Annotated in this window: 20 protein-coding genes and 2 pseudogenes; 1 reads left to right on the top strand and 21 read right to left on the bottom strand. The window is 41.0% G+C overall.

Annotated features, from left to right (window positions below; all coding sequences use genetic code 11):
* Positions 1–17: 17 nt before the first annotated feature.
* From rplA to recJ, 21 genes and pseudogenes are all read right to left on the bottom strand, one after another.
* Entirely contained in the window at positions 18–707 is a 690-nt protein-coding gene (gene rplA, locus K1I53_RS04555) for a 50S ribosomal protein L1 (protein WP_001085675.1), read from the bottom strand.
* Positions 708–804: 97 nt separating this feature from the next.
* The gene (gene rplK, locus K1I53_RS04550) at positions 805–1,230 is read right to left on the bottom strand and encodes a 50S ribosomal protein L11 (protein WP_001085808.1); all 426 of its coding nucleotides are present in this window, start codon (positions 1,228–1,230) and stop codon (positions 805–807) included.
* A gap of 122 nt (positions 1,231–1,352) precedes the next feature.
* Entirely contained in the window at positions 1,353–2,069 is a 717-nt protein-coding gene (gene ldcB / locus K1I53_RS04545) for an LD-carboxypeptidase LdcB/DacB (protein WP_223328562.1), read from the bottom strand.
* Between the two features lie 14 nt (positions 2,070–2,083).
* A complete protein-coding gene (locus tag K1I53_RS04540) occupies positions 2,084–2,545 on the bottom strand; it encodes an HIT family protein (protein WP_223328561.1) in 462 nt (153 codons plus the stop codon).
* A 1-nt stretch (position 2,546) separates the two neighbouring features.
* Entirely contained in the window at positions 2,547–3,584 is a 1,038-nt protein-coding gene (locus K1I53_RS04535; RefSeq protein ID WP_223328560.1) for a M42 family metallopeptidase, read from the bottom strand.
* 100 nt (positions 3,585–3,684) lie between these two features.
* Positions 3,685–5,010, bottom strand: a complete 1,326-nt coding sequence (gene brnQ, locus K1I53_RS04530; RefSeq protein WP_223328559.1) for a branched-chain amino acid transport system II carrier protein — start codon at positions 5,008–5,010, stop codon at positions 3,685–3,687.
* A 184-nt stretch (positions 5,011–5,194) separates the two neighbouring features.
* A complete protein-coding gene (locus K1I53_RS04525; protein WP_000659062.1) occupies positions 5,195–5,482 on the bottom strand; it encodes a rhodanese-like domain-containing protein in 288 nt (95 codons plus the stop codon).
* A 20-nt stretch (positions 5,483–5,502) separates the two neighbouring features.
* Entirely contained in the window at positions 5,503–5,994 is a 492-nt protein-coding gene (locus K1I53_RS04520; protein WP_223328558.1) for a prolyl-tRNA synthetase associated domain-containing protein, read from the bottom strand.
* A 12-nt stretch (positions 5,995–6,006) separates the two neighbouring features.
* Complete coding sequence (locus K1I53_RS04515) at positions 6,007–6,591, bottom strand: uracil-DNA glycosylase family protein (protein WP_223328557.1); 585 nt, start codon at positions 6,589–6,591, stop codon at positions 6,007–6,009.
* Between the two features lie 53 nt (positions 6,592–6,644).
* A complete protein-coding gene (gene pepV / locus K1I53_RS04510) occupies positions 6,645–8,045 on the bottom strand; it encodes a dipeptidase PepV (RefSeq protein ID WP_223328556.1) in 1,401 nt (466 codons plus the stop codon).
* A gap of 12 nt (positions 8,046–8,057) precedes the next feature.
* Entirely contained in the window at positions 8,058–8,663 is a 606-nt protein-coding gene (locus K1I53_RS04505; RefSeq protein ID WP_223328555.1) for a nitroreductase family protein, read from the bottom strand.
* Between the two features lie 185 nt (positions 8,664–8,848).
* On the bottom strand, positions 8,849–9,370 hold the full coding sequence (locus K1I53_RS04500) for a hypothetical protein (protein WP_223328554.1): 522 nt from the start codon (positions 9,368–9,370) through the stop codon (positions 8,849–8,851).
* Between the two features lie 152 nt (positions 9,371–9,522).
* Complete coding sequence (locus K1I53_RS04495) at positions 9,523–10,368, bottom strand: metallophosphoesterase family protein (protein ID WP_223328553.1); 846 nt, start codon at positions 10,366–10,368, stop codon at positions 9,523–9,525.
* Between the two features lie 54 nt (positions 10,369–10,422).
* On the bottom strand, positions 10,423–12,120 hold the full coding sequence (locus K1I53_RS04490) for an AAA family ATPase (RefSeq protein WP_223328552.1): 1,698 nt from the start codon (positions 12,118–12,120) through the stop codon (positions 10,423–10,425).
* Complete coding sequence (locus K1I53_RS04485; RefSeq protein ID WP_084973341.1) at positions 12,117–13,094, bottom strand: hypothetical protein; 978 nt, start codon at positions 13,092–13,094, stop codon at positions 12,117–12,119. The genes K1I53_RS04490 and K1I53_RS04485 overlap by 4 nt, the downstream gene beginning before the upstream one ends.
* 97 nt (positions 13,095–13,191) lie before the next feature.
* Positions 13,192–13,266, bottom strand: a pseudogene (locus K1I53_RS09365) (metallophosphoesterase family protein); the annotation flags it as partial.
* Positions 13,256–15,103: an excinuclease ABC subunit UvrC gene (uvrC, locus tag K1I53_RS04480; protein ID WP_223328551.1), complete on the bottom strand. Its 1,848-nt coding sequence runs from the start codon at positions 15,101–15,103 to the stop codon at positions 13,256–13,258. The gene uvrC and the pseudogene K1I53_RS09365, both read right to left, overlap by 11 nt.
* 101 nt (positions 15,104–15,204) lie before the next feature.
* Positions 15,205–15,907: pseudogene (locus K1I53_RS04475) on the bottom strand (M57 family metalloprotease).
* 104 nt (positions 15,908–16,011) lie between these two features.
* A complete protein-coding gene (locus tag K1I53_RS04470; RefSeq protein ID WP_223328550.1) occupies positions 16,012–16,791 on the bottom strand; it encodes an alpha/beta hydrolase in 780 nt (259 codons plus the stop codon).
* A 69-nt stretch (positions 16,792–16,860) separates the two neighbouring features.
* Entirely contained in the window at positions 16,861–18,522 is a 1,662-nt protein-coding gene (locus K1I53_RS04465; RefSeq protein ID WP_223328549.1) for a ribonuclease J, read from the bottom strand.
* A gap of 174 nt (positions 18,523–18,696) precedes the next feature.
* Positions 18,697–20,919 carry a single-stranded-DNA-specific exonuclease RecJ gene (gene recJ, locus K1I53_RS04460; RefSeq protein ID WP_223328627.1) on the bottom strand — a complete coding sequence of 741 codons (2,223 nt, stop codon included), beginning with the start codon at positions 20,917–20,919 and terminating at the stop codon, positions 18,697–18,699.
* 176 nt (positions 20,920–21,095) lie between these two features.
* Here recJ and K1I53_RS04455 point away from each other — a divergent pair, with 176 nt between their 5' ends.
* Positions 21,096–21,854 (top strand): amino acid ABC transporter ATP-binding protein, encoded by a 759-nt coding sequence (locus K1I53_RS04455; RefSeq protein WP_045617531.1) that lies wholly within the window; start codon positions 21,096–21,098, stop codon positions 21,852–21,854.
* Positions 21,855–21,864 lie beyond the last annotated feature (10 nt).

Below are 21,864 nucleotides of genomic sequence, written 5' to 3'. Positions count from 1 at the left end.
TCAGAGATTTTAGTTGATTAAAGTGAGTTTACGTCAACTTTGATACCAACACCTTGAGTAGTTGTGATTGTCAAGTTTGTTACGTAAGTTCCTTTAGCTGTAGCTGGTTTTGCTTTTTGGATTGTTTCGTTGAAAGCTTTAAAGTTTTCAACCAATTTTTCAGCTTCAAATGATACTTTACCGATGATTGCTTGAACGTTACCTGCACGGTCAGCACGGTAAGTGATTTTACCACCTTTAGACTCTTCAACTGCTTTAGCAACATCCATTGTTACAGTACCAGTTTTAGGGTTTGGCATCAAGTTACGTGGTCCAAGGACACGTCCAAGACGTCCAACAAGAGCCATCATGTCAGGTGTAGCGATAACTACGTCGAAGTCCAACCAACCGTCGTTGATTTTCGCAACAAGGTCATCTTCACCAACAAAGTCTGCACCAGCAGCTTTTGCTTCTTCAGCTTTTGCACCACGTGCGAAAACAAGAACGCGTGAAGTTTTACCAGTACCGTTTGGCAATACCATTGCGCCACGGATTTGTTGGTCAGCTTTTTTAACATCGATGTTCAAGTTGTATGCAACTTCTACAGTTGCGTCAAATTTTGCAAAGTTAGTTTCTTTTGCAAGTGCTACAGCTTCTTCTACACTGTATGCTTTTGTGCTGTCGATTTTCTCAAGAGCAGCACGAAGTTGTTTGCTTTTTTTAGCCATTTTCTATTCTCCTTGTAAGTGGTTCAATCGATTTTCATCTCCCACGTCACTTCTCGAAATGATGAAGTCTTGCGGGTTATATTGGGGGTGTTATTGATTAGTCAACAACAGTGAATCCCATAGAACGAGCAGTACCTTCGATCATACGCATTGCAGACTCAATGTTTGCTGCGTTCAAATCTGGCATCTTAGTTTCTGCAATTTCTTGTACTTGTGCACGAGTAACTGTAGCAACTTTAGTTTTGTTAGGTGTACCTGATCCTTTTTCAACACCTGCAGCTTTTTTCAAAAGAACAGCAGCTGGTGGTGTTTTTGTAACGAAAGTAAATGATTTGTCTTCGTATACTGAGATAACAACTGGAATGATCATACCAGCTTGGTCAGCTGTACGAGCGTTGAACTCTTTTGTGAATCCCATGATGTTGATACCAGCTTGACCAAGAGCAGGTCCAACCGGTGGAGCTGGTGTAGCTTTACCAGCAGGGATTTGCAATTTTACAAGTTTTTCGACTTTTTTAGCCATTTTTAAATCCTCCTTTGTGGTTTTGGCGGTAATTAGAGATTTTTACCTCCCACAAGTATGCTTTACACATACCTTTCAATTATACACTATTTATCTAAAAATGCAAGAGAAAACTTTCATTTTTAATCGACATAATCTCCGCCTTCAAAGCCATAGTATTCTTCCAAACTGAGGCCACTTGCAGCAATTTCTTTGGCTTCTTTTCCAACGTAGCGGAGATGCCATTCTTCTGCCATGTAGCCAGTCTCTTTTTCCTTGCCTTTGAGATAGCGAACAACAAAGCCATAGTCAGCCGCATGATCCAAGAGCCACTGAGCTGCCTTCTCCTCTGTCACCAATTCTCCATTAGTCCCAATCAAATCAAAAGCAAGACCTGTTTGGTGTTCACTATAACCTGGGCGAGCTGAGTAGCGATCTGCTGCTTCCTTACCGTCTTGATTCACATAGTCTTGATAAAGCTTGGTTTGAGTTTCATAACTCCTAAAACCACTGTAATGATCGCTGATTGGGTAGCCAGCTGCTTGCATGGCTGCGATGAGTTTGACCAACTCTGCCTTGGCTGTTGGATTTTCTCCTGGATTGTAGTCTTTTGACAAAGGATAGTGCTTATTAGCTACGACGATTTCATCGTACTTTCCTTGAATACTATAGTGATCTCCCTTATTGACAACTTCTGCCTTCTTCTGACTAGAAGCTTGAGATTTGCTCCCTATAGTCCCTTCAGGTTGACTAGTTTGTTCCGTTTTTTGAGTGTTTTCTTCATTTTTAGGTTTTTCTTGAGAACATGCTGCTAGGGTTACTGCTAGCAAACCAGATAAAACGATGTATCTTTTTTTCATTTTTTCTTCCTCTCTTAGACCACGTGCTTCTCTAATTCATCAGATAAGGTTTTAATCATCTCTTCCAGTTCAGGCGATTGCACCTGACAATCTTCTGACGCCATTTCTTCCCATGGCACCCACCAGACTGGACCACGGCCATTAAGTCCGTGACCCTTCATATCACCTGACCGTCTTGGAAAGAGGTGCCAGTGAGCGTGGGCATCTCCATTTCCTAGAAGTTCAATGTTCATCTTTTCAGCCTTAAATGCTTTGGCGACTGCTTCTTGGACTAAACTCATTTCCTCTAGAAAACGCAGTTTTTCAGAAGTCTCCATATGGTGGAGTTCTGTGATATGCTCTTTTGCTAAAAATAAGGTATAGCCCTTAAAGTACTGGTGGTCTCCAATAACAACATAACCTGTTTCTAGTTCTTTTACAAAGTAGGGATTCTTCCCTGCCTTTATCCATTCAATTCTTTGACAAATCAAGCACATATTAGTCTACCAATGCACTCTTGAGATAGGCGTCTACCATACGCTCAGTCGCCACTACTGAATCAATGTGTGTTCGTTCGTAAGAGTGACTGGATTCAATACCAGCTCCAAGGAGGGCATGTTTGACCTCTGCTCCTGCTGACATAGCTGCCGAAGCATCCGAACCGTAAAATGGATAAATGTCGAGCTTAAATGGAATATCTTTCTCCTTCGCCAAAGCTACCAAGTGTTGACGGAAGTCGTAGTGGTATGGACCCGAAGCGTCCTTGACACAGATAGACACTGTATACTCATCCGTCTGCTGGTCATCGCCCATAGCTCCCATATCTACAGCCAAATATTCTACTACCTGAGAAGGAATATTGGAGTTGGCACCGTGGCCCACCTCTTCAAAGACTGAAAAGGCAAAATGTGTCGTCATTGGCAAGTCGATTCCCTCTTCTTTATAAACTCGAAGGAGATTGAGCAAAATGGCTGCGCTGACCTTGTCATCCAAATGACGCGATTTGATAAAACCAGTTTCCGTCACAACTGTTCGCGGATCGAAACTAATAAAGTCTCCAACCTCAATACCCAAGGCACGCGTTTCTTTTTCATTGGTCACTTTTTCGTCCAAACGCACTTCCATATTGTCCTGTGTGCGTTCTGCAGTTCCTGCATCCTTGTAGACATGACAAGAAGTCTGGTGGATGAGGATGGTTCCAGATACCTTTTTACCTGTGCTAGCCACATGAACCGTACAGTTCTCCCCTTCAATCATGTTCCAAGGGAAACCACCGATACGGTCCAACTTGAGACGGCCATCTGGTTTGACAGCACGAACAATAGCACCCAGCGTATCCACATGGGCAGTCACATAGCGGTGTTGCTCATCATTTTGACCTTTAATGGTCACATTGACACCACCTTTGGCTGTACGAACTGGCTGGTAGCCAAGTTTCTCTAAAGTATGGACTAGATAATCTGAAATCTCACGAGTAAAGCCCGTTGGAGATGCAATAGCGGCTAATTCTTTGATATAGTATACAGTTTGATTCATTTCTTCACCTCTTTTGCTACCTATTATAGCACATTTCAGTAGAGAGGAAAAAAGAAAAATCACTCCTGTAGAGTTGACTTACAAAAGTGATTTCTATTTTTTATTCCATTTCAAAAACATCGCTCTCTTGTTTGTTTGGTAGAACCAAGGAAAGCAAGATTCCGATAATTGCTGGCACCAACCATGGTAGAGAGGCAGCTGCAAACGGAAGAGCATTGACGAGATTTGCTAGAAACTCAATCTTAAAAGAACTTCCAAGGACGCTTGCAAGAGCAATCGCTGTAACAAGCCCAATAGTTAACTGCATACCTGGTTTTGATAGGGCGACAAACTTATTAACAATCACAATCATCACAATGGCGATAGTGATTGGGTACAAGATTACCAGTACTGGAACTGAATACTTAATGATTGCATCCAAACCGAGGTTTGCAATAGCAAATCCAATCAAGGTAAAGGCAGTTGCATAGACCTTGTAGCTGATTTGTGGGAAACGTCCATTAAAGAACTCAGCTGTCGACACAATCAAGCCAACTGTCGTTGTGAAGCAGGTTACAGTTACCATAACAGCAAGGAAGAGTTGAGCTGTTGAACCAAAGATTTCCTGAGTTGCTTGTGACAAGATATAAACACCTGGTGTTCCACCCTTCATTGCTTCTGCTGGTACCGGGAAATGATTTCCAAGGAATCCTAAACCGATGTAGAGAGCGCTAAAGGCAAGAGCTACAACGATACCAACCACCCAAATAGTTGAAATGTATTCTTTCTTACTGGAGAATCCAAGTTGTTTCAAGGTTTGAACAGCGATGACACTGAAGGCCACTGAGGCAAGGGCATCCAAGGTGTTATACCCCTCTAGGAAACCTGTTCCGAAAGCAGATGCTTGATAGGCTTCTGAAGCTACTTGAGGATTTGTTCCACCATATTTAAAGGCACCTAGCACAACTAAGATAACGATCAACAAAGCAAAGACTGGCGTCAAGATTCGTCCGATACGATCCAAAATCTTTGATGGATTGAGCGAGATCAGATAGGCTGCGACAAAGTACAGTACGGTAAAGATAATCAAGCCAAGCCCTTTATTTGCTTCAGACAAGAGGGGGCTGATACCGACCTCGTAAGCTGTTGTTGCTGTACGCGGAATGGCAAAGAAGGGGCCAATCGATAGATAGAGGACTGCAAGATAAAGCGTCGCAAACCAAGGTGAGATTTTCTTAGAAATCTCGTGAATGTAACCTTTAGGGTTTAGCGTTCCGATGATGAGCGTTAGGACAGCAATCCCGACACCCGAAAATACAAAACCTGCGATGGCAGGAAGAAACTGTTCTCCAGATAGGGCACCTAGAGAAGGCGGAAAAATCAAGTTCCCCGCACCAAAAAATATTCCAAACAGGAGCAAGCCTGTTAGGGCACCTTTTTTAGCCATAATAATCTCCTTCATATTTCTAAAATACTGACCTAGTATACCATGATTAAGACTCTGAAAAAAGTATCCAAAATTAATCATTGAATGTTTTCAATATTTTTAAAAATAAGAATTATCTAAAAATAAAATCCCTCACTCAGTTGGAACCGAGCAAGGGAAGATTATGATCTATCGCTATACAGCTTTAAAGATTTTCAAAGGCCGTCATTCCACCTTGGACATTGATGACCTTGTATCCATGCTCCTCTAAGAACTGGCAAGCACGAGCTGAACGAATGCCCGACTTACAGATGACATAATAGAGTTGGTCAAGTTCCAACTCTTGGTAGCGATCCGCTAACTCAGAAAGAGGGAGAAGCTGGACTCCTTCTAAGTGAAGAGCATCATACTCCTCCTGCTCACGAACATCTAGAACGTGTAAGTTTTCTTTCTGATAAGCTTGGTAAAAACTCGAAAATGGAATTTCTTTCATGATTTCTCCTATAAAATTTGTTATGGAAGTGTTAAAATTTCATAGCTAAAGTCAATAGCCTCTAAAAATCGGAATAAGTCTTGGGTTTTAATAAAGATAGTTTTTTCATTAGTATTGGGATGGAAAGTCATGATATCCTCTGATACAATGTCCTTATCAAAATAAACTAGAATGTCTTTTTCATCATTATTTAACAAACCAAAAGGTGATACTGTTCCTGGCGATAATTGCATTTTCTCAGCCAAAGAATCTGCTGAAGCCATGCGAATCCGATTGGCTCCCACTTGAACTTTAAAGTCAGCCATATCCAATCGTTTCTTGTCACCCATGATGAGCAGATAGTACTGGGTTTTCTTTTTGTTGGTCAAAAACATGGACTTGGTTCGAACTCCTTCTAGGCCTTCAATATAGCTATCTGCCTGCTCTGTCGTAAATACAGGTGGGTGCTCCACCACATCAAAGGTGATTCCCAACTCTTGCAAGGTATTAGCTACTTGTTGATAGGCATCCATAGTTTTTCTCCTTTATTGATTAATAATCTTTTGTACCAATGCTTTCAAATCTGGCACCACTTCTGATTCAAACCAAGGATTTTTGGCCATCCAGATTTGATTTCGTGGTGACGGGTGAACTAAAGGAAAATACTCTGGCAAATAGTCTTTGTAGCATTTTACTCGCTCTGTTACCTTGCCACTAACCTTCTCATGAAGATAATAGGCTTGGGCATACTGACCAATCAAAAGGGTTAATTCAATATTGGGACATTCCTTGAGGAGTTGCGGATGCCATTTTTCTGCGAAACCTGTACGAGGTGGAAGATCCCCCGACTTGCCATGCCCTGGAAAGTAGAAATCCATAGGCAGAACTGCAAAATAACCCGAATTGTAAAAGGTATCTTCATCTACACCTAGCCACTCACGCAGACGATCACCACTCTTATCCTTCCAATAAATCCCAGCTTCTTGCGTTTTAAACCCCGGAGCTTGACCGACAATATTGATGCGAGCAGTTTTTGGCGCCGCAAAGAGAGGTTCGATTCCGCGTTCTGTGTAGCTGGCATTCTGCGGATCCGCCATAATGGCTTGCTTGATTCTTTCGATTTGAGACATCTGTTTTCCCTCCAAAAAGAAGTCCAAGCATAACATCTCAGACTTCTATCGTTTTATTTGATCAATTCATAGATAGCTTCTGCATAGATTGCTGCTGCTCGGAAGAGATCGTCCAAGGCGATAAATTCGTTGGCTTGGTGCATAGTGTCAATTGAGTCTGGGAACATGGCACCGTAGGCAACACCACGTTCTAGCAAGCGGCCGAAGGTACCACCACCGATGACTTGCTCGTGACCTTTAAGACCAGTTTGTTTTTCATAGACATTCAACAAAGTTTGCACAAGTGGATCTTCCATCGGTACATAGTGAGGGGTGTGACCGTGTTCAGAAAGACTAACAGAAGCAACTGGCAAGTTTTCAAGAACTGATTTGATTTGCTCTGGGCTTGTTCCTTTTGGATAACGGAAGTTAAGGGCAATCGTATTGTCAGCACTTGCTTCGTCAAAGCGGAAGACACCCGCATTCATAGAAAGGGAACCCATCTTTTCATCCACATGAGCAACCTTGAGATTTTCACCCTCATGGTCATTCAAGAGAATCTTACCAGCAATGTCGAGGTAGTCTTTTGCAGGTCCTTCAAAAGCAAATTGGCTAAGGAAGAGGGCAAGGTAAGTCGCACCATTGACACCTGAAGCAGGCATAGCACCATGAGCTGATTTACCAATGATGGTCACCTTGTACTGACCGTTTTCTTCTTGGAGTTCTCCTCTAAGTTTGTGCTCTGCAACAAAGGCATCTAGTTTAGCTTGCAAGTCAGCCAAGTCACCTGAAACTATTGCTGTCGCTGATTCAGGTACCATGTTTTCACGCAAACCACCTGTGAAACTGTGAAGACGAGCAGCACCTGTATTTTCACCTGCAAAGTGAAGGTATTCTGTGATATTTCCTTTTTCACCATTAATGATAGGGAATTCAGCGTCTGGAGAGAAACCAAAGTCTGGTTTTGCAAGTCCTACATGTTCAAAGTAGTAGTCCATATCTGCCCAGCCTGATTCTTCGTCTGTTCCGACGATGAAACGAACTTTTTTAGAAGTTGGAAGGCCCAATTCTTTGATGATTTTCAAGCCATAGTAACAAGCTGTTGTAGGCCCCTTGTCGTCTGAAGCCCCACGCGCATAAAGACGACCGTCTTTGATAGTTGGTGTGTAAGGATCTGTGTCCCAACCACTACCAGCTGGCACCACGTCCATGTGGGCAAAGATTCCAAGAACTTCTTCTCCATCACCAAATTCGAAATGTCCAGCATAGTTATCGACATTCTTAGTTGGATAACCATCACGGTCTGCGATTTCAAGGAATTTTTCCAAGGCTTTTACTGGACCAGGTCCAAATGGATGCTGGGCATCCGCCTTGCTATCATCACGTTCTGAGTTGATTTCCAAAAGGCTAAACAAGTCAGCCAAGAGGTCTTCTTTGCGTTTTTCTACTTCTGCTGTAAAATCAATTGCTGTCATTTTTTCTTCTTTCTATCTTTTCTCGATGATTTCATCTACTGGCAAGCGGTAGCTTGGTTCTAATTTCTCATCTGTGTAACCCACTGTAATCAAGAGTTCTGGACGGAAGCGGTCTTCGATTTCCAAAACTTCGTTGGCTTTTGATTTGTCAAAACCAAGGATAATGTTAGATCCAATTCCTTGGTCTGTAAGAGCCAGAACCAAATTCATAGCAACCAAACCTGCATTGAGAGCTAGGTAGTCGCTGACCTGTTGTTCATTGTAACGGGCAAACTCGGCAGGCAAATTCTTCATGAAATATTGAAGTTGCTCTTCAGAGAAGTTCTTCGCACCACCAACGCGGGCAATCTTGCGAGCGCGTTTGGCTAGGTCTGTATCTGTAAATAGGGCAATGGTTACAGGTGCTGATGACACCTGCTCAAAGTTCGAACCATAAGCCAATTTTGCCAATTCAGCATTTTTCTCACGAACGACTACAAACTTCCATGGCTGGCTGTTATGGGCACTTGGGGCTAAGGTTGCGATTTCAATAGCCGTGCGTACATCTTTAGGGTCAACTGGCTTATCAATGAAATGCTTGGTCGCATGACGTTTTTTATTTAATTCAAGAAATTTCATAATCGATTTCCTTTTCTAATTCTACTGCTTCCATTCTACCATATTTTGAAAGAGCTTGCAGATATTTTTCATAGAGTTAGTACTTCTTTCAAACTCTCTGCTATTTATTTGAAGCTCTTTAAGTAGGTATCGCTTTAGATTTGAAGCAATCAAAAAGCAGGCGATAGAACACCTACTTCCTTATATTATTGACCAGATGTGTATGGAGCAATTGCTTTATAAGCCGCCTCCAGCGCTTTCTTCATTGTGTCACGTCCAGTTTTCAACTGTTGAACAAATAGAGTACGAGTTTGTTCTGGTACTACTGTATCATCAGAACCAATACTTGAAAGGTTTTCGTTAAATGACTCTCTTACAGTCTCCATAGACTTAAGTGCTGGTTCAACTTGAGCGTTATATGCTTCTTTTCCACTCTCTGGAATTTTCTCCCCAATTTCAACTGCATACTTTTTATAATTGTCGACTAGTTTACCAAAGACTTTCTTCACATCCCCAACAGTTTTAGCATTGTCAATTTCTTCATCGGTGATCAAAACAACCTCATTATTTTCTGTCTTTGAACTAGACATTGTTGATGAGGCCTCTGAAGAAGTTTTCTCTACAGAGCTTGAAGTCTTAGTCGAAGAGTCAGACGTTGTTTTCCCTGAACATGCTGCTAAAACAAAAACAGATAAAAGAGCCATACTAGCTGTAATAATTTTCTTCATAATGTTCTCCTTTTGATTAAGAATTAAGTCTATTCTATAACAAAATAATTTCAATGTCAAACTATAGCTGAGCAATCTCTTTTTCCTCATCGTCTGACTCTTTTCTAAGCGATTCAACTACAAATCTCACTTCAAAATAAGGACTACCCGCTTTATTTCTCACTTTGCAAGAAATCAAAATAATTCTTCACATCCTCTACATAACCATGCTTTTCAATTAAACTAGCTAAAAGTTCCAGATTGTGCCCCTGATAGTTATCTTCACGACGTAGCTCTTCATACATTTCGATAAAGGGAAGCTCCTTGGACTTGGCTAATTCTAACTCAGCCTCATAATCATAAGCGACTTTACGAAATAGGATATTGACCAATTCCCCATCTTCAACTTCTATCACAGCATACTGAGCACGGTGATTTTTTAACGCCTCCCAATCAAAATAAGGCATACCAATGGTACCTGGATTGATGATTTGTTGCCCTTGACTGCCATAACGAAGCAACTGCTTGTGAACATGACCGTAAATTGCTACATCTGTCTCCTCATCAAGTAGCTGGTCAAATTTCTCCGTATCATTGTCAACCTGCAAGTCACTCCCATAGTTTTTGTCAGGCAGGTTATGCGAGAGTGAAAAATGCAACCCATCAATTTCTTTCTTCACAACCATCGGCAGATTCCGCAGCCAAGCAATCTGATCGGGAGCCATTCGCTCCATTAAAAACTGGGTCATACGCAAGAGCTGAACTTCCTGTGGGTCTTCTAAGCCATATTGCCCATCTAAAGCCTCAAGGACACAATCATCCCAATTACCTCGAACACTTGCTGTAATAGGAAGTTCCTTTAACAGAGCGACCAAGTCATTTGCACCTGGACCAGGGAGGAAAACGTCTCCCATAAGCCAATATTCACTGGCTCCTTGAGTTTTAGCATCTGCAATCACTGCCTGCAAGGCCGTGGTATTCCCATGTATATCAGAGAGAATTGCGATTTTATGATTCATCTTAACACTTCCTATTCTTTGGTTTTGCTATTTAAAACAATTTATGTACAAATACTATTTATCCGCATTGGCACTACTTATATTTTCTTCAATCATTGCTCTGACCTGCTGGCGTTGTTCCTCATTCAGATTCAACTTCTGTAGTTGTTTTTCAATACTAAATTCTGAGGTATTGTATTTCTTATCATACATCTCTAATAATTTATTACGAAGAATAGGCTCGCTGATTAAATGAATTTCTTTTAATAGTTCTTCTTCATTTCCTTCCTGCTCCTCTTCCCCATTAAGTCTTTCAATCATAGAGTTAATCTTCGCTAAGGCAAAATCACCATAAATATTATCAATCAAATTTTCCTTCATGATTTCTTGTATATTCTTAGCGAAAGTGTTTTGAAGAACTTTACCTTCTGAATATACAGTTTCTTGATTCTTTTCAAGCATAATCACATTTCCTGGTTTAATATCAGATAACATATAGGGAGAGTGGGTTGTGAAGATGAGTTGGAAGCTCATTCTCCCTATTTTGTTGATTTCATTTATATAGTTGACTAAAAAGTTTATTAAGCTTCTAGACCATTCGAGGTGCATACCTGTCTCTATTTCATCAATTAAAATTATGTAGTGATCACGGGAAATATTATTAGATAAAACTCTTTTAATCTCACTAATTAAAAGTAAAAGATTAGTTTCTCCAGTAGACATGGTAATTGCAATCTCAGAAAATAATCTTTTTTTTCTTTTAAGACTTAGATTTTTATCATCTAAATATTTGTTAAAACTTTTATTAAATTCTAAAAATAATCTAGGTAACTCCTCTTGATATCTATAAACTATATTGGCTATTAAAAAATTTTGTTGTCTGTTAATATCCAACTCAGTTGTTAGTTTTTGCTCTTTTTTTAAGTCATATATAGTTCTCCAAACTTCACGTACTGATTCATCTTCTATTAAATCTAGTCCCTCAAGAAAGTCTTCTTTAAATTCGGCAAACTCTCCAAACCGTTCGGCTTTTGTCTTATTTTTATATTCCTCATATTTCATATAAGGAAATATCTCTTCTATGTTTTCAAGTTGTATTTCCAATTTTAATTTCAGGTCCGATTTAATTAGTCCATCCTTATACAAATTTTGATAAGTTCCAAAAATATCGCTAGGATATGCTTCTGTGAAATGTCTGTTAATAATAGTTTGATGATTTTTATTTTTATTATATACACTGTACCTCTTAAGTTTTTCTTTAAAACGACTTTGTAAGAAGCCAAGTATAATACTTGAAATGTTTGGATTTTTTCTACTATCTCTACTTTCTAAATTATATATAAAACTCTTAATACTCCCTTTGTTTTTTCCCTCCATAAAAGTAGAAAATCCAGTCATCAGCTCACCATCAAAATAAAGACTATATTTACTACTATCAAAGAAATTATAAACGTACTCAAAATATAATTCTGTTTCACTTTTTAAAACTAAACAATATATTTTATCTTCAATAAAAGCTTCCTTATTTTGAAATACATCATAATGTACAAGCATATTTAATATACTAGACTTCCCTCTACCATTTATCCCTGATATTAAACTAATATTATTAACTGATCTTCCATAAAAATTTTCAATATAATCTGGATTTTTATCAATTTTTAATTCATTCGTTTCAAAATCAAAATTTACTTTATATTCATCTGAAAAATTAAAAATCTGATTCTTAAAAAGCTCATCATACTGTTTAATCACCAAAGCAATTAATTTCATTCTTCTTCTCCTACTAGTCCAATTTCTTTGCTAATATCTGTAACCATTTTTGAAAGTGGTCTTTTCCCATAATTTTCTTTGTCTGTGTAGTGACCTGTTATAAAGCGATTCACCTCAGCCTTGCTCAATTCAAGGTTTGTTTGATTTAAGATTTCTGACAAACCCTCTCTATAACTATCTGTATATACTTCTTTTTTCCAAATCAATTCATTGACCACATCAATGTGGCTTTGATATAGCTCCTCTATACCCAAATCACGAATTCCATTTTCAAAGTTAATATCACAAGAAACAATTTTGATTTTAATCTCATCGACAGACTTTGGAATGTATGTAAACTTTACATCATCGAATGGAAAACTAGTATCATAAGGATTATATTCTAAATCCTTATTTGATTTCACATGATTACAACTATAACAACTAGGAATTAAATTATAAAATGAAACCGCAAATAGTGGATAGCTGTCTTTTGGAAAAAAGTGGTCTAGTTGAGCAGTGTTTACTACTTTAGTCTGACCACTAATTTCTTGCTTGCAACCCGGACATTCTTTTTCAACCTCATCAATTATAAATAAGTCTTGATTACAATTATTACAATGAAGTATTTTATATGTTGAGTTTATATAATTACGATTGCAATACGGGCATACCGAAACGTTCTTTAAATCAATTAATTTCTTCCTTAATCTCGAATCTATCTTTCCATAAGATTTTTTTAGATACTCTGCTAATCTAGGTTCTTCATCTACGAAATTATCCAACAATTCTTTAAGATTCTCTAAAAATGAATACTCACCTATCATTATCTTTAGAAAAGCATCCCTTTCACTTGCTAGCTCTGGTACATTACTAGCTACCCAACTATTTAAATCATTTTTAAATTCAGGATAACCTTGAAAACTCATTTTTTTATATAATTCCAAGCAAATTTTCTCAACTTCAGACGGATTTGATTTTTCTAAAGGTATCATAATTGACACTCCATTCTGGTTCACTTCTTTCCCATTATACCACAAAAGACCGTTTTTACGGCCTTTTATTTATATATTAATCATCTAAATCCGCCGAAGATTCTGCAATCACCGCTTCTAATGCAGTCACATTGCCATGAATATCTGATAAAATTGCGATTTTATGGTTCATGATGATTTCCTTCCGTTTGGTAATCTACTCTCTCTTCCGCTACTTGAGCCCATTCCACTTCTTCCTGAGGGTTCAACTTTCTCTGAACAGCTTCTGCGACTGCCCTTGGCACCCCAACTCCGACAATCTCATCCACACTGGCTTCCTTGATTTTAGTGAGAGACTTAAAATGTTTCATGAGATTTTGCTTGCGTTTAGGTCCTAGACCGTCAATCCCATCCAGTTGTGATGAAAAGGAGTTTTTGGAGCGCAGTTGGCGGTGGAAAGTGATAGCAAAGCGGTGCACCTCATCTTGGATGCGTTGGAGCAGGAAAAATTCCTGAGAATTGCGAGATAACTCTACCACTTCCAGTGGATCTCCGAAGAGCAGTTCATGGGTTTGGTGCTTATCATTCTTTTGCAGACCTGCAATTGGGATATCCAAACCTAGCTCTTCTTGGATGACTTGCTTTGCGATATTGACTTGACCTTGTCCCCCATCAATCACAATCAAATCTGGCGGAGTTAAATCTTCTCGTTGAACTCGACCATAACGCCTGCGAATGACTTCACGCATACTGGCATAATCATCTGGACCGACAACCGTTTTTATCTTGTACTTTCGGTAGTCTTTTTTACTTGGTTTGCCATTGACAAAGACCACCATAGCTGAAACAGGACTTGTTCCCATGATATTAGAGTTATCAAAGGATTCGATACGTACTGGGGTCGGGATTTGGAGCAAGCGTCCCAGATTTTCAATAGCTCCTTGGGTCTTTTCAACAGATTTTTCTAGCAGATTGAACTTCTGCTCCAGACTAACACGAGCATTTTTTATGGCTAGATTGACCAGTTGTTTTTTCTCCCCACGTTGGGGTTTGAGAATCTTGGTATCCACCAAGGCCTTGACTGCTTCTTCATCGATATCCTGCGGAATCAGCACCTCATTGGGAAGCAGGTGAGATTTTTCTTGATAGAATTGTCCCACATAGGTCAAGAAGTCCTCATCCGGATCATTGTAGTAGGGGAAGAGATTGACATCCCTCTCAATGAGCTTGCCCTGACGGACAAAGAAAACCTGCACACACATCCAGCCCTTGTCCACATAGTAGCCAAAGACATCCCGATTTTGCAAATCTTTTGCCATAACCCGTTGCTTGGTCCGAAGCGTTCCAATGGCCTGAATCAGGTCACGGTATTCCGCTGCACGTTCAAATTCCATACTTTGAGCCGCCTTTGCCATCTTGCCCTTGAGGTCATCGATGATTTTGTCATCCTGCCCTTTTAGGAAATCAGAAACCTCCTGAGCCATGGACTTGAAATAAGCCTCATCTTTTTTACAGATAGTATGGGCCATACACTGGCCGATATGGTAGTAAAAACAAACCTTAGACGGTGGATTAGTACACTTACGAAAAGGGAAAATCCGATCCAAGAGTCGCTTGATTTCATTGGCTGCCCCCACATCTGGATAGGGACCAAAGTAGAGACCACCGTCCTTTTTGACCTGACGGGTGATAATCAAGCTAGGATAGCGCTCATTGGTGATTTTGATGAAGGGATAAGACTTGTCATCCTTGAGCATGATATTGTACTTAGGCTTATTTTCCTTGATCAGGTTGATTTCTAGGAGAAGTGCCTCAATATTGGACTCAGTGACGATAAATTCAAAATCCACAATTTCAGACACCAGAGCCTCCGTCTTGGTATCATGACTGCCACGGAAATAGGATCGCACGCGATTGCGCAGATTTTTAGCCTTTCCTACATAGATAATAGTGCCATTTTTATCCTTGTGAATGTAACAACCAGGGCTGGTCGGCAGGAGCTCTAGTTTTGATTTGATCAAGTTATTCATAGTTCCATTATAGCAAAAAGGCTGTAGCAGGACGAACAAAAAGCCCCACCAATCGCTTGATGGAGGAGCCTTGATTTTATTTTAGATTGTACCGACTTCATCTAGTCGCTACTGGTATAGAGTTCTTGAACAGCTGTCACATCCCGAGGCTGAATTCCATAGTAGGAACCTGCTGGCTGCATGACAGAAGTTTCGTTGGTATGATCCAAACCGATGGCATGCCCCAGCTCGTGCTCCGCCGTGTGCACGATTCGTTCATAAGAATAACCATAGTTTGGATTGGATAGATAATAGTGATTCAGGCGAACTGTTACAGATATAAATTGATTGGTCAACAAATTGGTTTGACTCTCGGCTTGACCAGCTACAGCGGTCGAGCCATCATTCATCTCACTTGCCACAATATCTGCCTGGCTAGGATCCGCAACCACCTCAAAGGTAAAGGCTCCCGTTTGATTCCAGTTTTTTTATAGCTTCTGCATAGGCACCTTGGAAGGTCTCATCCATTTGAGGCTCAATATAGATGCGAGCTGAGGTCTGAGCCCACTTTCCTTCTGCATGTTGGTGACTGTCTGTCTGAGACAAGACTTCCAGCGTTCCCATCTCCCTCCATTGATTCCAGCCACCTTGACCAATCTTGCTCATTTTTTCAACCTGATTGACAGCAGAATGAAAATCACCAGACAGATACCAAACCACTCCAAAGGCAATGAGCAGTAGAATGACCACAGTCCAAACCAGACGCCAGAAGAAACGCCAAATTCCCAACAGAAATCGGAAGAATAATCGAATAATCCAGAACATGACGCTCCACCTTTCATAAAAATAAGAACCTATCTTAAAATCACATTCTACTTGATCAAGATAGATTCTCTATTTTACTCAAAAAAACTGAAAGAAACCTAAAACTAAGATAAGCGCTCTTCCAAAACAAAGTCAATTGGTAATGTAGCTAAAAAACACTCCAATTGTTTTTCCCAGTAGTACCACTCGTGCTTACCTGGACTATGACTATAGGTCACCTCAAAACCAAGTTTTTTGAGGTTTTTCACTGCGAGATTATTGGCAGAGTAGAGATAGTCTTGCTCCCCACACCAAGCCCATAGTTTGGTCTTTTTATCCGATTTCGCAGCCATGCTTTCAAGCGAATGAGGACTAGCTGTCCAGTCTTTAATCTCTCCAAAAACTCCTCGCCAGTAGGCAAGTGACCCCAGATCCTGACTTTCAGGAGAGAATTCCTGAAAACTAAGCGCACCAGAAAAACTAGCCGCATGAGAAAAACGATTGGTTGCGAGAGCCAGCTTAAAGGAACCATAACCTCCCATGGAGAGACCTGCTATGAAGGTCTTTTCTCGCTTGCTGGTCATATTGGGGAAGAAACGTTTCATAACCTGAGGCAACTCTTCTGCTAGGGCAGTAAAGTAGTTAAAACCGTACTGGGTATCTGTGTACCAGCCATTGCTAGTATTGGGCATGATGACAATGAGATTAGTCCCGCGCAACAAACGCTCGACATTGGTTCGCTTGAGCCAGCTATTTTGATTTCCTGACATTCCGTGCAAAAGATAAAGAACAGGAATATCTGTGCAATCTGGTTTAGTCACCCGACTAGCATCTGGATAGAGTACGGTAACGCCCCACTCCATATCCAAAACTTCTGAGTAATACTCAATATTCATAACTGCCATGGTTTTCTCCTTTATACTATTCTATAAGAAAAAGCCGAAATTCGACTTTTTCTGTAGGTATTCTGCTTATTATTTTGCTTCCATCACGACTGGCAAGATTGCTGGACGGCGCTTGGTTTGATCAAAGAGGTACTTGGTCAGATTATCACGAACCTTGCCTTTGAGATCTGCCCAGTCAAAGTCATCACCTTGAAGATACTCTTCTACCGTTTGGTTAATCAATTCTGAACTTTCACGGAGAATATCGCGACTCTTCTTGAGATAAACAAATCCACGCGTGTGAACACGGGCCTTAGCCACAATTTTCTTCTCACGACGGTTGACAGTGATCGCCACGATAAAGATTCCATCCTCTGACAAGACCTTACGGTCACGAAGGACCACATTTCCAACATCCCCGATGGCATTTCCATCAATCAAGACATCACCTGCAGAAACTGCTCCAGCTGGGACAAAGTCTCCGTGTTCGTAGGACATGGTCGTTCCCTTTTTAGGAATGAAGATACGCTCTGGCAACATTCCAACTGCCATGGCAGCCTTGGCATGCGCATCCAACTCACGGTACTCCCCTTGAATAGGGAAGAGGTATTTTGGTTGCAAGAGATTGATCATCAACTGCAAATCACGCGCATTCCCGTGTCCAGATACTCGCAAGCTTTGGGTAATGAGTTTCACCACACCACCAGCTTGGTAGATCATGTTTTCAACACGCGCCATGACGGCTTCTTTGGCGATAGATGGAGTGGTTACGATATAAACCAAGTCTCCATCTTTGATTTCCACATAACGGTGGCGTCCGATAGACATCTTACGAAGTCCATTGATAGGCTCCCCCATACGACCAGTCTCAAGGATAATCAACTCATGATCTTCAAAACGAGACATTTCTTTGGGTTTGATTAAGAGACTTTCGTTAGCTAGAGACAATTTTTTGAGACGAATCGCTGTTCGGACGATATTTTCAATATCAAATCCAGTCAAAACAACTCGGCGACCTGTATCCGCAGCAGCATCAAAAACCTGCTGGATACGAGAAAGGTTGCTGGCAACTGCTGCAACGATAATACGACCTTCCCAGTCTGCAATGGTCTGGGTAATTTCATCTCCAACTTCACTCTCGCTTGCCACCTGGATATTGCTATCTGCATTCGCAGAATCACTAAGGAGCGCCAAGACACCATCACGGCCAATTTCTGCCAAACGGGCAAAATCTGTCGCATAGGATTCACTAGCTGTCTGGTCAAATTTGAAGTCACCTGTATAAACGATGCTACCTTCACTTGTTTTCAAGACAACTCCCAAACTTTCTGGGATAGAGTGAGTTGTACGGAAGAAGGAAACCACAGTCCCTCCAAAATCAATCTCTGTATCCTCATCAATCACATGGAAGTCATTGAATTTCTTAACCGTATCATTTCCTTTAACAAAGAGTTTCGCCAACTCAATGGTCAACTCAGAGCCAAACACAGGCACCTTCGCTTCTGCCAAAAGGTAAGGCAGAGCACCAATGGCATCCGCATGCCCGTGGGTCAAGAAGACCCCAGCGATACGGTCGCTATTTTCAAAAAGATAGTCCATATTTGGAATGACGACGTCAACCCCTAGTTGTTCATTTTCAGGGTATTTAAGCCCTGCATCCAAAACAAAAATAGATCCATCGATTTCAGCGATATACATATTTTTCCCATTTTCACGTACACCACCAAGTGTTGTTAAACTGATATTACTCATTTTCCCTCCGAAACCTTAGTTTATCTTGATTATAGGGTAGATTTACCCTCTTATTCTAAAAGTTCTAAAACTTTCAGCCGAATCTTTTCCTACCATTATACCATTTTTTTGATGATTTTCAAAATGAAGATTTGTTTTCAAAAAAGAGCTGGTTGCCCAACTCTTTCCTATCTTCTAGTTTTCTGCCATTAAAAAGTCATAAATTTCTTGCACGGTACCCAGCGCCATGATTTCTTGAATTTTTACAGTTTGTTTGAGATTTTGATATATCTGACTGTCAGCAATTTCCCTTTTCGGCGCTTCTTTATTGACAGTCATGACACCATCTTTGATAGTTACAAAGCCCAGTTCCTCAAATACTTGAATCATCTTGACCAGCAAGATTTGTTGGATATTGAGATAGGCTGCTAAGTCCTTAAGTTTGTAGCGTATGTCAAATTCTGGGAATTGGTAAATGGTTTTGTACAATTTGGTAAACTGCTCTCTAGTCCCATAACCTGTTAGGTAGTAGGCCTTGTCAATGTCATTCTTGAAATAAACCGCAGAGAAATTTTTTTCCTGAAAAACGGCCTTAAGCAGGGTAATATCCTCAGGAATGGTTTTCACAACAACCGCTTCACTGGTCGCTAATTCTGGTAATTCTCCAGCAAAGTCCAAGACTGGAACCCCTTCTGGCAAGGCTGCATTCTTCCCACGAATGTTAAAGAGTTGAACACCCTCTACACGCGCATCCACCATCATCAACTGGAGAGCAGTTTGACCATTCCATTGGTTGACAGACAGGGTGACTGCCAATTCTAGGTTTTTTGTTTGAGCAAACTCCGTCGCCCATCTACCCTGACCAAAAGCCACCACTTCAAAACTCGCTTCTCCCTTAGAAATTTTTAGTTTGAGGTGAGCATTTCCCGCCCCCATACTGCGAGCACTCTCGACATTGAAATTCCTGATGTAAAAAACAGGTTTCTGATTGTCCATCCCAAAAGGTGCCAAACGTTCAAAACTTTTAACCGTTTCTAAGCTAAGTGTCTCTAAATCCAACTCCTCATCTAGATTTAACTTGTTCTTACCACTAGCGTCTGATCCTTTCTCACGGATATAGTCCTCCAAGACCTGAGATAAATCTGAAAGTTTCTCCACTTCTAGCGTCATACCTGCCGCTCCAGCATGACCTCCAAAGGCGATGAAGAGCTCTCGATGGGGATCCAAGGCTTCAAAAATATCGACCGCTTCCACACTACGAGCACTACCCTTGGCACGACCATCCTCTATATTAAAAACGATGACTGTCTGCCCCAATTCTTCCAGCAAGCGCCCAGCAACGATTCCTAGAACTCCAGGATTCCAACCTTCTTTGGCTAGGACTTGTACCTTCTTCTCAGGATCCACCATGGTCTTGGCTTCTTCATAGATAGATTGAACGATTTCCTTGCGTTCTTCATTTTTCTGGTGAATCATAAGGGCAATCTCATGAGCCTCCTCGTCGTCAAACCCAGTCAGCAAATCAATGGCTGGGTTGGGATCGTCCAAGCGGCCTAAGGCATTTAAACGAGGGGCAATCTGGAAACCAACCGTTTCTTCTGTTACTTCGTTGGCAGCAATCCCAGCCATGTCCAACATTTCTTGTAACCCGATGCGTTGAGTATGCCCCAACATTTCCAGACCATATTGAACCAAGATACGGTTTTCATCCGTCAGACTCACCATATCGGCAATAGTTCCGATGGCGACCAAATCAAGCAACTCCACTTGTACTTCTTCTAAAAGGGCACAAGCTAGCTTTAAGGCCACTCCGCAACCAGCTAACTGTTTGAAAGGATAGTCCGCATCCGGATGCTCGGGGTGAACAATCGCATAGGCTTCTGGCAGGGTTTCAGGCATGGAATGGTGGTCAGTCACAATGACATCTACCCCCATAGATTGGGCCAGTTCAATGGCTTCGTGACCCGCAACTCCATTGTCCACTGTCACAATCAAGGAAATCCCCTCTTGCTCGATAAAGTATTTGTAAACACTGGCATTGGGACCATAGCCGTCTGTAAAACGATTGGGCAGGTAAACACGGCACTCGGCACCAAGTTGTTCCAAACTTTCCTTAATAATCGAAGCCGAAGTCATACCATCCGCATCATAATCCCCATAAACGAGGATATTCTCCCCTTCTTCAATAGCCTGACGAATCCGTTCCACTGCCTTGTCCATATCATGGAGCAGATAAGGGTCATGCAAGTCCTCTAAGGAAGGTTCTAAAAACTTCTTCAGGCTTTCTTCGTCCTGAATTCCTCTTTCAAATAATAACCGCGCCACCTCAGGACCCAGTCCAGCCTTCTTGGCTATCTTTGTAAAATCCGCATCTTCAACCTGCGGGGCAAACTGCCATTCATAAGTAGGTGTTATCAAAAAGACATCCACTCTTTCTAAGAATTCTATTGCTTCATTATAACATGATTTAGACGTTTTCTCTATCCAGATTGCTTTGTACAAAAATTTTACTAACTTTTTTCTGATATTATTTGACAAGACAAATCTTTTGGTGTAGAATCATGTTATAAAATCTAACACAAAGGAGATCTCTCATGGCTTTAGTAGAATTTAAAAACGTCGAAAAATATTACGGAGACTACCACGCACTCCGCGACATCAATCTCCGTTTTGAAAAAGGACAAGTTGTTGTCCTGCTTGGACCTTCTGGTTCTGGGAAGTCCACTCTTATCCGTACGATTAATGGTTTGGAGGCTGTTGACAAAGGTAGTCTCTTGGTCAATGGACACCAAGTAGCAGGTGCTAGCCAGAAAGATTTAGTTCCTCTTCGTAAGGAAGTCGGCATGGTTTTTCAACATTTTAACCTTTATCCACACAAAACAGTGTTAGAAAACGTGACACTTGCGCCCGTTAAAGTTCTAGGAATTGATAAAAAAGAAGCTGAAAAAACAGCCCAAAAATATCTGGAATTTGTAAACATGTGGGACAAGAAAGATTCCTATCCAGCTATGCTATCTGGTGGACAAAAACAGAGAATCGCCATCGCACGTGGTCTTGCCATGCATCCGGAGCTCCTCCTCTTTGATGAGCCAACATCTGCTCTTGACCCTGAAACCATCGGAGATGTTCTAGCAGTTATGCAGAAGCTGGCACATGACGGGATGAACATGATCATCGTTACCCACGAAATGGGCTTTGCTCGAGAGGTTGCGGACCGCATTATCTTTATGGCCGACGGAGAAGTTTTGGTGGATACGACAGATGTCGATGACTTTTTTGACAATCCAAGCGAACCTCGTGCCCAACAATTCCTCAGCAAAATTATCAACCACGAAAGTGACAAAGTCAAATAAGGAGGCGCCT

This window comes from Streptococcus oralis (assembly GCF_019929365.1).
GTDB classification, from domain to species: domain Bacteria; phylum Bacillota; class Bacilli; order Lactobacillales; family Streptococcaceae; genus Streptococcus; species Streptococcus oralis_BT.
This window is presented reverse-complemented; position numbering and strand designations above follow the sequence as displayed.

Bases quoted from the DNA above. Each gene is read 5' to 3' on its own strand.
- rplA (WP_001085675.1), bottom strand. From the start codon at position 707: ATGGCTAAAAAAAGCAAACAACTTCGTGCTGCTCTTGAGAAAATCGAC.
- rplK (WP_001085808.1), bottom strand. From the start codon at position 1,230: ATGGCTAAAAAAGTCGAAAAACTTGTAAAATTGCAAATCCCTGCTGGT.
- ldcB (WP_223328562.1), bottom strand. From the start codon at position 2,069: ATGAAAAAAAGATACATCGTTTTATCTGGTTTGCTAGCAGTAACCCTA.
- K1I53_RS04540 (WP_223328561.1), bottom strand. From the start codon at position 2,545: ATGTGCTTGATTTGTCAAAGAATTGAATGGATAAAGGCAGGGAAGAAT.
- K1I53_RS04535 (WP_223328560.1), bottom strand. From the start codon at position 3,584: ATGAATCAAACTGTATACTATATCAAAGAATTAGCCGCTATTGCATCT.
- brnQ (WP_223328559.1), bottom strand. From the start codon at position 5,010: ATGGCTAAAAAAGGTGCCCTAACAGGCTTGCTCCTGTTTGGAATATTT.
- K1I53_RS04525 (WP_000659062.1), bottom strand. From the start codon at position 5,482: ATGAAAGAAATTCCATTTTCGAGTTTTTACCAAGCTTATCAGAAAGAA.
- K1I53_RS04520 (WP_223328558.1), bottom strand. From the start codon at position 5,994: ATGGATGCCTATCAACAAGTAGCTAATACCTTGCAAGAGTTGGGAATC.
- K1I53_RS04515 (WP_223328557.1), bottom strand. From the start codon at position 6,591: ATGTCTCAAATCGAAAGAATCAAGCAAGCCATTATGGCGGATCCGCAG.
- pepV (WP_223328556.1), bottom strand. From the start codon at position 8,045: ATGACAGCAATTGATTTTACAGCAGAAGTAGAAAAACGCAAAGAAGAC.
- K1I53_RS04505 (WP_223328555.1), bottom strand. From the start codon at position 8,663: ATGAAATTTCTTGAATTAAATAAAAAACGTCATGCGACCAAGCATTTC.
- K1I53_RS04500 (WP_223328554.1), bottom strand. From the start codon at position 9,370: ATGAAGAAAATTATTACAGCTAGTATGGCTCTTTTATCTGTTTTTGTT.
- K1I53_RS04495 (WP_223328553.1), bottom strand. From the start codon at position 10,368: ATGAATCATAAAATCGCAATTCTCTCTGATATACATGGGAATACCACG.
- K1I53_RS04490 (WP_223328552.1), bottom strand. From the start codon at position 12,120: ATGAAATTAATTGCTTTGGTGATTAAACAGTATGATGAGCTTTTTAAG.
- K1I53_RS04485 (WP_084973341.1), bottom strand. From the start codon at position 13,094: ATGATACCTTTAGAAAAATCAAATCCGTCTGAAGTTGAGAAAATTTGC.
- uvrC (WP_223328551.1), bottom strand. From the start codon at position 15,103: ATGAATAACTTGATCAAATCAAAACTAGAGCTCCTGCCGACCAGCCCT.
- K1I53_RS04470 (WP_223328550.1), bottom strand. From the start codon at position 16,791: ATGGCAGTTATGAATATTGAGTATTACTCAGAAGTTTTGGATATGGAG.
- K1I53_RS04465 (WP_223328549.1), bottom strand. From the start codon at position 18,522: ATGAGTAATATCAGTTTAACAACACTTGGTGGTGTACGTGAAAATGGG.
- K1I53_RS04455 (WP_045617531.1), top strand. From the start codon at position 21,096: ATGGCTTTAGTAGAATTTAAAAACGTCGAAAAATATTACGGAGACTAC.